Source organism: Bradyrhizobium elkanii WSM2783, assembly GCF_000472865.1.
GTDB lineage: Bacteria > Pseudomonadota > Alphaproteobacteria > Rhizobiales > Xanthobacteraceae > Bradyrhizobium > Bradyrhizobium elkanii_A.
Window position 1 is genome coordinate 22,303 of record NZ_AXAP01000026.1, and the last position, 12,183, is coordinate 34,485.

A 12,183-nucleotide genomic window follows, 5' to 3' on the forward strand; every position below is an offset into this window, starting at 1 on the left:
AATCCTCCGTTCCCCACATCCGCGGCCATCGCGCGTGAGGATCAGCGCACCGCAGCTTGAACGGCGCGCGCCCTTCTGAGGTCCGCCGTCTCGGCGCCCTCATCGAACCAGCGGCAGATCGGCTCCAATAACTCGCGCGACGCCTCAAGCTTTCCTTGCGTGCGCCAGAGTTCGGCGAGATCCATAGAGGCGCGCAGCTCCAAGGATTTCGCGCTTTGACCGCAGGCCACTTCGATGGACTTCGTCAGGCACGATTCGGCTTCCAGAATGTTCGAGGGGTCGATCGCCAGAAGAAGCTGCGCCTTTTGCCGATGCAATTCCGATTCCCATGACCTGCCGGTCACGTCATCGAGATTGGTCAGGGTCTGCTCGACGATCCATAACGCGTACTCGTTTTCTCCTGCCCTTGCGTGCATCTCCGCAAGCCAGCTCTCCATCATCGGCAACATGAAGCCGACATTGTTCTGCCGGGCCTCGTCGAGTCCTCGGGCAATCTCGGCGCGAGCCTCTTCGATCCGGCCGAGGTCGCCGACGGCCCGGCCGCGCGAAATTCGCGACAGGATTGCATAGAGCGAAAACCGCTGCTCCCGCGACACCTCGAAGCTCTTTTCGGCGTTCTCGAAGGCGAGATCGGCCTCGCCGCGCAACAGGTGCACGACTGACGTCATGTAGTGCGCGAACGCTATGGTGTAGGGGTGGCGAAGATCCCGTGCCAAGGCAAGCGCCTCCGAGACGCGCGCGAGCGCCTGGTCGGGATAGCCGAGGAACCACAAATCCCAGGACAGCAGCAGGAGCGAGGCCGCCTGCGGCTCGACCATGTAGAGATGGTATAGCGGCGGCCTTCCTTTGTTCATCGAGAGCTTGATCGATTCCTCGAAATGGTCCGCGGAGGAGCGAAAGTCCCCGATCGTCAATAGCGTGCTGCCCATCATTCGATGAGCGACCATGCGCGGCACGGCGTCCGGCAACGCCTGGGTTCGCGACATGAACTCATCGGCCATGGCGAGCGCTTCATCATTCTTGCCGGACATCCAGGAATTTCCCCACAACCCGAACAGCGCCTGGAAATATTCGGGAATATTGCCGAGCCGCAGGCACAGGGCCCGCGCCTGCGAAAAGGCTTCGCGGGTATCAGCGGAGGCATAGCCCTGCACCGCGATGAGCGGTATGCCCAACGCCAGTTGGATGTCGATCTCCTGCCTGGTCCGCTCGAGCGAGTCCGGCAGGCCGCTCAGAAGCTGAAGCGCCTTTCGAAAATTGGCGATGGCCTCGACATTGGCCGAATGCGCTAGCGCGCGTTGCCCGGACTTGAACCAGCAGCGAATGGCAAGCGGATGATTGCCGGCCTCCTGATGATGATAGGCGAGAACCTCGGGCTGATTTTCGGCGAGCTCCGGGAAATCATGCTCCAGGATCGCCGCGATGTCGGCGTGAAACTGCAGCCGCTTGCTTTTGAGCAGGGAGTCGTAGATCGCATCGCGCAGCAGCACGTGCTTGAAGGCGAAACGGACGAACGGCGAAACGTCGACCCGGTAAATGATATCAGCGCGTTCGAGCAATGAGAGCGCCGACAGCATATCCTCCTCGTCGACCTGCGATGCAGCCGACAAGAGGTCATAGGAGAATTCCCGTCCGATCACGGCTGCGATCTGCGCAAGCCGGCGGCTCGGTGCGACCCGGTCGAGCCGTTCCATCAAAGCGTCGCTTAGCGTGTCCGGAACGCGGAGCAAGGCCGGCTGCGCCTTGCGCTCGACGGCACCTCTGCTTCGCAAAGGCGCGCTCAACGTGCTGTTTGTCAGTTCCTCGATGAATAGCGGGACGCCATCGGCCTTTTCGACGATCTGGTCGAGCAACGGCTGGGGCATGCTCGCGCCGCTCAGGAGCTCCCGGATCATCGCCCTGACCTCGCTATGCGACAGCCGGGTGAGCGAGTGCAGAGTGGTGTTCGCGCGAGTGATCCACGCGGGGCGAAATTCGGGCCGGCAGGATACGATCAGCAGCACGCGGGCGCGGTCGATGCGGCTGGTGGCCAGTTCGAGCAGCTCGAGGGTCGACGCGTCAAGCCAATGCGCGTCCTCGAAAATGCACAGCGTCGGGCGCTGGACGGAAAATGCCAAGAGGATGTCGACAAGCGTAGAGATCGTCCTGTTCTTCACTTGCCGCGGCGTCAGACCTGACAGTTCGAGATCATCCTCCAGCGGGATCGACAACAGTTTCGCGATCAGGACGACCGGCTCCGCCGAGCCGTCAATCGGGCGCGGAAGGTAGGCCTTGAGCTTTGCAAGCTTGTCGGTATCGGGCTCGCGAGCCGTCAGTTGGGCCGCCTGTTCGATCTGCTCGATCACGGGAAAGAACGCGCTCTGACTGTGATAGGGCGAGCACTGATGGTGAAGCAGGACGTGCGGCTCATCCTCGACACGCGATTTCAGTTCGTGCAGAAGCCTCGATTTCCCGACTCCGGGAATGCCCGAAAGGAACACGACCTGGCCGTCGGCTTCCTTGGCTTTCTGCCACCTATCGAGCAGCAGGCTAAGCTCGCTCGAGCGCCCGATCAGCGGCGTAAGAGAACCCGCATGCGCCGCCTCGAAGCGGCTCGTGGTGTGCTTTGCCGAGAGCACGCGATAGACGTGAACGGATTCAGTTACACCTTTGAGCTCCTGCAGACCGAGGTCCTGAAAATCAAACGCGGCCGAAACTAGCCGTCTGGTCGATTCCGAAACGACCACCGTATTGGCGGCCGCAAGCGTCTGCAGACGCGCGGCGATATTCGGCGTCTCGCCCACCGCGTCCATCGACCACGTGCCGCTCTCTCCGGTTTCGCCGACCACGACCGGGCCGGAGCAGACACCCACCCGGCACGTCAGGGTGACCGGCCCTGGAATGGTCGCAACTCTGGAAACGATCTCCAGTGCCGCATGCGTGGCGCGAACGGCGTCATCCTCATGCGCATAGGGCCAACCGAAGAACGCCATCGCGCCGTCGCCGAAGTAGCGCGCGACCTCGCCTCCGTAGCGCCGGATCGCGGTGCTGCATTCGCCCCGATACGCGTCAATGAGTTTTTGCAGATCCTCCGGGTCCAGCGCCTCCGAAAGCTGCGTGGACCCCACCAGATCACTGAACATCACCGTGATCTGACGGAATTCGGCCTCGCGCTGCGGCACGACCGAGGCGGACGCGATGCCGAACTTCGCCGCCGTCAATGCTTCGATGGCCTTCAGCAGCTTCTTGCGATGACCTAAGGAAATAACGCCAAGCTTCCTGAGATCATTCTCGGTCAGATCCGGAAGGACGGAGTATTCGATATTATTCTCGGCGAAGGTCTGGGCGTACTGCCCCAGCCCGTGTCCACACAGCCAGTCGGTAACCTCGGTGGTTGTCCTCGCCATTGCGGAGGCCCTCGTCTCTTGTCGCTCGAGGCACGCCAGACTGCGACGACTGCCGTGCCGTTCTGCTCACGCCGAGGGCCGAGCACCGCGCCTCTTACTGTACGAAGGCCCTGCTCAGACGATACGGAAGCGCCTCTCCGACCGCCTGCTGAAGCTCGTCGAGCATCTCCGCCTCGGATTTGAGGAGCTCGTGATTATATCCCTCCGCCATGATCAATGCCGATTCATACGTCTCCTGGACGACCCTGATGCGGTCGCTCGGAGGAAGCGACGCGACGAACTCGATCGTCTCTTCCACATGGGCAACCTCGCTCCCAAGGCAACTGTGACTTCGCAGAAAGCGGGTCGCATCGACGCCGTCAGGGCATAGTGCCTGCACCTTCTCGATATCGGTCTTCTGCTTGAGCGCGGCGATGCGTTCCAGACAGTAGGAATAGCCGATGCAGCCGATCGGGTAGTCCTCGACGCAGAGCTCATCGAACCGCTCGCAGAGCGGCTTGATGCCGTCGGGGATGAAGTTGGCGACCAATCGCTCGGCGGGCAGGCCCAGCGCGCGAAGATCCTTGAGCGCAAGCCGGTCGTGACCGGTCTCCTCGCGCGCACGTTCTTCAAGATAAGCCGCCACTTCCGGCCGCCCCAGTTCGTTGAATCGCCTGGCGGCGCGCTGGAGATTTCGCGGCGTGTGGACAGACGTGTGGTAGGCGCCCACGATGGCGATGATGTAGCCGACAAGCGTCGGCGCCGGGCTGGCGAGGCGCTTTTCAATTCTGGAAAATCCGAGATTGATCGCGCCGTCGAGCAGCCCGATCGTGCTGCCCCTCGCGCCGACGCCTGTCATCGGCGTCGCAAACGGATCTGCGTATTCCTTTGTGCCGCCCGGGAGATGAAACCAGACCTCCCCGGACTCGCGAGCGATGATCGAAATATTGCCGCTAACATTGACCCACTCCGTGACCAGGGGCGCCATTCCACACCTCCATATCCGAGCGGTCGCGCGCGCAACGTTTCCCGCACGGTGCGCGCGAAACTCGCCAAAAATACAGCTCAGGCCAATCTCGACTGCGCTAGATTCCGTTCGGCGTAATGGCCATCAGCAAGCGCGCTGTCTCGAGCAGAGACAGGTGATGCGGAGGCTGCTCGACGCGCGATCGGTCCGGCACCACGAAAATGACTCCGGTCCCATCAGGGTCCGGGTTGTGACAGCCGTTATTATATTCTTCTTCCGTGAACACGATGGGGTTCGCGAGGAATATGCCCCGGGCCTCGAGCGACGCCTTGGCGTTTGGCGAGGTGCCGTCCGACTGCCGCGTCGTCAACCACTTTTCAAAATCTGGATCGGTCCACGCCTCGACGATCAACTGTGCGAGGGCATCGTTCTGATAAGAAAAATCGGCAACTCTTTCTTGGAGATTAGCGTCCCGGAAGATACCTGCCATAGCGAAGCCCTCCGTAAAATACAGGGGCGCCGTTCTGACGCCCGGTATTTTGGTAGCTTAGTTGTAGAACTCTGCGGTGGCAAGCCAGACTAGCGCCACCGAAAAGGCTGTAAGCATTTGGCGGTCGACGATGAAAGCTGGCCGCGGCCGAACCCCTCGCCGTCAGGGTTTCGCTGCGGCTTCCACGCCGTGAAGCTGGGTGGCTACGATCAATTCGCCGATCTTCCTGCCCAGCTGTTTTCCAACTTCGGTAGAAAACCGATAGTGAAAACCAGCCCGCGCCTGCGGCCATCAGGCGCAGGCCGAGCGCAGAGAACTTAAGGAAGAGGTCCGACGATCGCCTGATCGTGGCGTGCCGCGATGCCGGGCAAGAGATCCATATGCTCCTCCCGGGGATCGGGAATGCCGTGCAGGTCGCGGAAGAATTCTTCGTGGCGGCGCGGCGTGGACACCAGAATATGTCGCGCGCCGGCGTCCCCGACATTGGTGAAGCCGTGAACCGTGCCTCTCGGGACCAGGACGCGTGCGCCCGGCCCTGCCACGGCGGTGCGGTCGTCGATGAGGTACTTCAGTTGGCCTGCGATCACGATGAAGAGCTTGTCCTCGGTGGCGGAGATGTGCGCGGGTGCGCCGGCGCCGGGCTTGATCGTCATGTCGAGGATCGTGAAGGGGCTCGGATAGGGGTTGATGATCCCGGTGGTGATCCCGGCGAATTCTGTCGTTTCGAATTCCGTGGTGATATTGGCTTGCATGTTCGCTCCAGGGCAAGGTTGCGATCTGACAAACTGCATGTAGCGACCGCGCCCGCCCTGAGTAGCCCTGCCGGTCCGGACAGAGCGGCCAGGATACTGGCCAATCGGGCGCGTCACTGTCCGCCCGCCGCAGCCTCCAGGTGGCGCGCCAGGACTTGCGCGAACGCATTGACCTTGGGATTGAGGTCGGCGCGCGAGGGAAAAGTGAGATGCAGCCGGATCGATCCCGAGAACAGGTTCGGCAGCACGGGTAAAACGGCTTTCGACGCAAGCTCGGCTTGGCACAGCGATTGCGGCAGCAGCCCGACGCCTTGATGCAGCAAGACGAACTCACGCACCAGGGCGAAACTGTCCACTGCGACTTGGAATTGCGGGAACTCGACCCCGTTCTTGAGAGCACGGGACAGCAGGCGACGCAGCTCGGGCCGTTCGGGACCAATCAGCGTGCTCACCTGATGTATGTTGGCCGGCTCGCCGTTCCTGCGCAGATATTCGGCGCTGCCATAGAGGCCGAACTCCATGTCCAGAACGCCCCGGACAAGCGCTTCCTGCGGGTTGGAAGCGCCGATGCGAAGGGCGACGTCGATGTTTTCGGAGACGAGGTCGAGCACGTCGTTCGTGAGCAGCACCTCGAACCGCACGGCGGGATGCGCTTCACGGAATTCGGAAACGGCGCCGGCAATGAGCCCGGGCGGAAAATCCGCCGGCACCGTGAGACGGATTCCACCGCCATAGGGGCTGCCTGCCTTGCCCAGGCCGTCGAGCGCGCCGGCGAGGGAGGCCAGAGCCTCCGCAGAGCGTCCGTACAGTTCGGCGCCTTCCGTGGTGAGCGAGAAAGCGCGAGTCGAACGCTTGAAAAGGCGCACGCCGAGTGTCCTTTCCAAGGTCCGGATGCGCAAACTGACGGACGAGCGCGGGGTGTTGGTCTGACGTGCGGCCGCCGCAAATCCACCAGCCCGCACGACAGCGACAAAGGTTTGAAGAGAGTTGAGGTCCATTCGGCGCGCCTTTTGTCACGCCAAATTCGGATGTCGTCGCATCGGCCGGACCGAAATCACGCATGTCATATGATTTATCCGCGATCTGCGGGCAGACGGACGAAGCACGTCGTGGCGGAAGAGGATTGATGTGGTTGCCGGTTTCAATGACGTTGCGGAGCTACAGGATCGTTTCAACGAATCGGAGATGAGTTACATTCGAAATGTTGTCCCGTGCGTCACACCGGCCAGGACGCACGGGACCACAGATGCGGCGCACGAAACTCAACAACCGTGGCAGATCGTGAGCTTGCGATCGACAGCGCGATCCTCTTCGCTGATTTGCTCGAGCTCGTTCGTGTTCTGCGACGGCAGGTCCTTCGCATGGGGCTGACGATGGCCGACCGGCGCAGGCCACGGCAGACCTAACGTCCGCGATGAGGCATCGGACATGCCTGACGAGACGGCAGAGGGCGATGGTTTCGCCAGCCCCACCGTCTCGGCCGTGGCCGTGCGACCAGAGAGTAAAGCTGCCAGAAGCACTGCTCCGATCATCTCACGCATGATTGCTCTCCAAAGCTTCGATTGCCGTTGGTGTCATCGGCTGACCTCCTTCCGATAGGGAGCGGCCAGAATCGGCGCTGCTTGCTACAGCGTGATTTCAATCATTCGGGAGAAGAGTTGCGGTTGTAAGAACCGACCAGCTAGCCGTGATGAACTGCGGGCGAACGACCCGACGATCTGTTCTTGCACCGCCTAAGCAATAGGCACTCCGGCGCGTCGATAGATCATCGACGCGTGCTATGGATCGTGGGTTGCCACTCCGAACAGAGACGTTCAAAGCCCGAGGTCGGAAAGCCCCGGGTGATTGGCGGGGCGAGGTCCCGAACGGTCCCAGTGGTATTTGCGATCGGACTCCTTGATGGGGAGATCGTTGATGCAGGCGAACCGTTTTTGCATCAGCCCGTTCTCGGCAAATTCCCAGTTCTCGTTGCCGTAGGAGCGAAACCAGTTTCCGGAATCGTCGTGCCACTCATAGGCGAAACGTACGGCGATCCGGTTCTCGGTGAACGCCCAGAGCTCCTTGATCAGACGGTAGTCGAGCTCCTTGACCCATTTCCGCGTGAGAAACGCGACGATCTCGGCGCGGCCGTTGATGAATTCCGACCGGTTTCGCCAGTAGCTGTCCGGGCTGTAGGCGAGCGACACCTTTTCCGGATTACAGGAATTCCAGCCGTCTTCCGCGCCGCGCACTTTCTGCACGGCAGTCTCATGGGTGAAGGGTGGAAAGGGGGGACGGCTCTCGGCCATATAAGATCTCCATTTCTAGCTCGGCCCGGGTCCGGCGCATGGCACGCGAGTGTGCCCGGGCGGCTCATCCTTATCTTTCCGAAGCACGCGCCAGCTTTCCATAATGCACGATAGCTTGTGATGCGAGGGACGGAACTGGCGGCGATGGCGGCCCGGAAGCCGCGTCAGCTCCCCTTTCTTCCGAGCCGAATTTTGCGTTAAGGTTGCGGAGGATCCGGAGTGCCCGTGCAGACCGCACAACGCCATTCGCTGAAGTTGTTGCAATGGATGATGGCCGCTTCCCTGGCCCTTCCGCTGGCGCTCTTTGTTTTTGCTTCGGTGATCTCCTGGAATTCAATCAACCAGGCCGCCGACGGGGAAATCGAGCGCACGCTCGATGTCGCGCACGAGCACGCGCTGAAAGTGTTCGAGACCATCGACCGCAGCCTGTCGGAGATCGCGGAAATCATTCGCGGCCTTCCCGACGACGCGATCCGTTCGCGTGAAGAGAGCCTGCACGAGCGGCTGAAGCAGCTCACGGCATCGCTGCCCCAGGTGAAATCGGCGTGGGTCTTCGACGCCAGGGGCCATGCTCTGGTCAACAGCCTGGTGGCCCCGGCGCCCGACATCGATTTCTCGGACCGAGCGTATTTCAGGGCACATGCCGCCGGCGACGTCGGCACCCATATCGGCGACGTGCTGACGCCGCGGCCGCCCTACCGGGGCGCACCATTCTTCGGCGTCAGCCGTCGGCGGTCGACCGAGACCGGCGACTTTGCCGGCGTGATCCAGGCATCGGTTCTGCCCGAGTATTTCGAGAATTTCTACGCGCGGATCGGCCGCGAACCCGGCAGCTTCTTCGCGCTCGGCCGCACCGACGGCGCGATGCTGGCTGGCTATCCGACGGCCGACCGCGAGTTCCGCCTCGACCCTGACGGACCTGTCGGGCAGAAGCTTGCCACCGTGCCCGACGGCGGTCTGATCACCGTCACCTCGCCGGCCGACGGCATCGAACGCCGTCTCGGTTATCGGCGGCTCGCCGAATATCCGATCTATGTCAGCGCAGGGCTCGAGACCTCGGCGATCCGCGCGCGCTGGCTCGCGACCATCGGCCAGCACCTGATCTTCGGCGTGCCCGCCACCGCGCTGTTGTTCCTGCTGCTCGCCTTGGCGCTGCGGCGGACGCGACGCCTGCATGAGGAGGCCGAAAGACGCCAGGAAGCCGAGGAGGCGCTGAAGCATGGGCAACGGCTGGAGGCCCTCGGCCAACTCACCGGTGGCGTCGCGCACGACTTCAACAATCTGCTGACCGTGATCCGCGCCTCCATCGACATGTTGCGGCGGCCGAACCTGCCGGAGCAGCGGCGGCTGCGCTACATCGATGCGATTTCGGAGACGGTCAACCGGGCCTCGAAACTGACCGGCCAACTGCTCGCCTTCGCCCGACGACAGACGCTCAAGCCTGAACTGTTCGACGTCGGCCAGAGCGTGCAGGTGCTGGGCGAGATGATCGGAACGCTGGTCGGGCCGCGGATCGAGATCGTCACCAGGCTGCCGGACGAACCCTGCTTCATCAACGCCGATGCCGGCCAGTTCGAGACCGCGATCATCAACATGGCCGTCAATGCCCGTGACGCCATGAATGGTGCCGGCCGGCTGACGATCGCGGTGCGTCGCGCAGCCGAACTGCCCGTTGCCGATGGCCATCCGCCGGCGCCGCACGGCTATGTCGCAGTGGCGGTCGGGGACGTCGGCATCGGCATTCCGCAGGATCAGCTCGGGCGCATCTTCGAGCCGTTCTTCACCACCAAGCAGGTCGGTCAGGGCACGGGGCTCGGGCTGTCGCAGGTATTCGGATTCGCCAAGCAGTCCGGCGGCGAGATTGTCGTCGTCAGCGAGGTCGGCAAGGGCTCTACCTTCACGCTCTATCTGCCTCGCGCCGCGGCCACGGGTCCGACATTGCAGTTCGCGGCCGCGGATGCGCCGCCGGTCGACGGCAGCGGCATGTCGGTGCTGGTGGTCGAGGACAATATCGAGGTCGGCAGATTTACGGCCGATGCCCTCGCAGAGCTCGGCTACGCCGCGACCCTGGTCGAGAACGCTACGCGGGCGCTGGACGCGCTGGCCGGCGACGCCGCCCGTTTCGACGTGGTGTTCACCGACGTCGCGATGCCCGGCATAAGCGGCGTCGAGCTCGCCCAGGAAATCCGCCGCCGCTGCCCGGACCTGCCGGTCGTGCTGACCAGCGGCTACAGCCAGGTGCTGGCGCAGCGAGGCAGCTATGGGTTCGACTTCCTGCAAAAGCCGTATTCGATCGAGCAGCTCTCGCACGCGCTGCACAAGGTCTCCCGGCCGAAACCAACACGAACACCGACGGCGGCGTCGTCCTGACGCGCGCCGGTCCATTGTAACCGGTCCAGGCCGGGGTTAGCCTTCCCGCGGCGTCTATCCAGGAGGGAACGATGAGTCCCGACTACCCGGTCATCCTCCATCATTTTCCTCAATCGCCGTTCTCGGAGAAGATCCGCCTGATCCTGGCGCTGAAGAACGTGACATGGACGTCGGTGCTGATTTCCCGGATCATGCCCCGTCCGGATCTGATGCCGCTGACGGGAGGCTACCGGCGGACCCCGGTGCTGCAGATCGGCGCCGATATCTACTGCGACACCCAATGCATCGTCCGCGAACTGGAACGGCGCTATCCGCAGCCGACGCTGTTCCCGAGCGGGTATTACGGGCTTGCCGCCGCGACCGCGATGTGGACCGACCGTCCGTTCTTCCAGAACACCGTCAACCTGATCTTCGGCTCGGTGGCCGACAATGTGCCGCAGGAGTTCATCGACGACCGCGAAAAGCTGCGCGGCGCCAAATTTGATGTTGCCGCCATGCGGGAAGCGATCCCGCAGATGCGCGATCAGTTTCGTGCCCACCTGCAATGGATCGAAGCCCAGCTTCGCAACGGCCATAGCTGGATGTGCGGCGATCGCGCCAGCCTGTGCGACGTCAACGCCTACATGAACATTTGGTACGTGCGCACCAACCTTCACGACCTCGACAAGATGCTGTTCGAATTCCCTGCAACGCGATCATGGGAGGCGCGCATTCGCGCCATCGAGCACAAGCCATGCAAGGAAATCTCGCCCGCCTCCGCGCTCGAAATCGCCGCCAATGCTGCGCCGCGGACCACCGTGCTGGCCGACCCTTACGATCCCAACCACCGCAAGCCGGGCGACCAGGTCGAGGTGATGCCCGATGACTACGGCAAGATCAAAGTGAGCGGCGAGATCGTTTCCCTGTCTTCGCAGCATATCGCGATCCGCAGGCACGACCCCCGCGCCGGCGAGGTGGTGGTGCACTTCCCGCGGGCCGGCTTTCTGGTGTTTGATCAGGGCAGATAGGCCGAAGGAGTTGCTTGATGATCGATCACATCGGTTTTCCGGTTTCCGACTATCAGCGTTCCCTGGCGTTCTATCAGCGGGCGCTCGCGCCGCTCGACTACACGCTGATCATGGAAGTCACGCAGGAGAACGGCGCTGACCAGGCGGCCGGCTTCGGCGCGGGCGGCAAGCCGGATTTCTGGATCGGCGGCGAAGGCGGGCTTGAAAAGCCGCTGCATGTCGCGATCGTGGCAAAGGACCGCGCAACCGTGGATGCCTTCTACAAGGCAGCGATCGCAGCCGGCGGACGCGACAATGGCGCGCCCGGTATCCGCGCGCACTATCATCCCAACTATTACGGCGCGTTCGTGCTCGACCCCGACGGCCACAACATCGAAGCGGTCTGCCACGCGCCGGAATAGTTCCGGGCTTGGACCGCCGGAACATCACAGCATGCGTGCCGTTATCGTTCTTCCGAAACAGAAACGGAGCGAACCATGACGCGTGATGATCCGCGCGCCGCGATCGGAAACAACGGCACGGTTACCTAGATGCCGATCGAACCGCCCGAGGTTCCGCCGCCGACACCAGGCACGCCGAGCGAACCACCTCCCGGAATCCCTCCGGGGAGTCCGCGCCCTGAGGTGCCGCCGCCGGCACGTGAGCCCGGCGAACCGCCAGTACCTGACGAACTGCCCGGCAAGCTGCCGGATGAATTGCCGATTCGCGGGCCGAACGGACCGCCTTCGCCGAATCCGACCGATGCCGCGGAACCACGCAAGCAACAATGGTGAGATCGCGATTTGCAAGTCTCGTCTGAATGAGCAATGAACAAGTTTGCTTGCAAGTCATTGCAACGCTGAAATAAAAAGCCTTTCCCCTTTGTCGCCCGCCACATTGCGGCCTAACGAATAACCGTTGATCCGACCGCCGAGCTATTCGGCCCCCGCCCATCCTCCTTCCTT

At 62.6% G+C, this 12,183-nt stretch carries 11 protein-coding genes; 4 read left to right on the top strand and 7 right to left on the bottom strand.

All coding sequences use genetic code 11. The features are described from left to right. Positions 1–41 precede the first annotated feature (41 nt). From YY7_RS0122180 to YY7_RS0122210, 7 genes are all read right to left on the bottom strand, one after another. Entirely contained in the window at positions 42–3,386 is a 3,345-nt protein-coding gene (locus tag YY7_RS0122180; protein WP_028165156.1) for an adenylate/guanylate cyclase domain-containing protein, read from the bottom strand. A gap of 94 nt (positions 3,387–3,480) precedes the next feature. Next, positions 3,481–4,353: a hypothetical protein gene (locus YY7_RS52395; protein WP_051396836.1), complete on the bottom strand. Its 873-nt coding sequence runs from the start codon at positions 4,351–4,353 to the stop codon at positions 3,481–3,483. Between the two features lie 97 nt (positions 4,354–4,450). Further along, a complete protein-coding gene (locus tag YY7_RS0122190) occupies positions 4,451–4,822 on the bottom strand; it encodes a hypothetical protein (protein WP_028165157.1) in 372 nt (123 codons plus the stop codon). 317 nt (positions 4,823–5,139) lie between these two features. Beyond that, complete coding sequence (locus YY7_RS0122195; protein ID WP_028165158.1) at positions 5,140–5,574, bottom strand: cupin domain-containing protein; 435 nt, start codon at positions 5,572–5,574, stop codon at positions 5,140–5,142. A 113-nt stretch (positions 5,575–5,687) separates the two neighbouring features. Beyond that, positions 5,688–6,572 (bottom strand): LysR family transcriptional regulator, encoded by an 885-nt coding sequence (locus tag YY7_RS56695; RefSeq protein ID WP_051396837.1) that lies wholly within the window; start codon positions 6,570–6,572, stop codon positions 5,688–5,690. Between the two features lie 264 nt (positions 6,573–6,836). Further along, positions 6,837–7,115: a hypothetical protein gene (locus tag YY7_RS60520; RefSeq protein WP_028165159.1), complete on the bottom strand. Its 279-nt coding sequence runs from the start codon at positions 7,113–7,115 to the stop codon at positions 6,837–6,839. Between the two features lie 273 nt (positions 7,116–7,388). After that, on the bottom strand, positions 7,389–7,862 hold the full coding sequence (locus tag YY7_RS0122210; RefSeq protein WP_028165160.1) for a DUF1348 family protein: 474 nt from the start codon (positions 7,860–7,862) through the stop codon (positions 7,389–7,391). A 225-nt stretch (positions 7,863–8,087) separates the two neighbouring features. Here YY7_RS0122210 and YY7_RS0122215 point away from each other — a divergent pair, with 225 nt between their 5' ends. From YY7_RS0122215 to YY7_RS63315, 4 genes are all read left to right on the top strand, one after another. Further along, on the top strand, positions 8,088–10,232 hold the full coding sequence (locus YY7_RS0122215; RefSeq protein WP_028165161.1) for a hybrid sensor histidine kinase/response regulator: 2,145 nt from the start codon (positions 8,088–8,090) through the stop codon (positions 10,230–10,232). A 71-nt stretch (positions 10,233–10,303) separates the two neighbouring features. Then, entirely contained in the window at positions 10,304–11,239 is a 936-nt protein-coding gene (locus YY7_RS0122220) for a glutathione S-transferase family protein (protein WP_028165162.1), read from the top strand. Between the two features lie 17 nt (positions 11,240–11,256). Next, positions 11,257–11,640, top strand: a complete 384-nt coding sequence (locus YY7_RS0122225) for a VOC family protein (RefSeq protein ID WP_028165163.1) — start codon at positions 11,257–11,259, stop codon at positions 11,638–11,640. A 129-nt stretch (positions 11,641–11,769) separates the two neighbouring features. After that, positions 11,770–12,012 (top strand): hypothetical protein, encoded by a 243-nt coding sequence (locus tag YY7_RS63315; RefSeq protein WP_080663801.1) that lies wholly within the window; start codon positions 11,770–11,772, stop codon positions 12,010–12,012. The last annotated feature ends 171 nt before the right edge of the window (positions 12,013–12,183 follow it).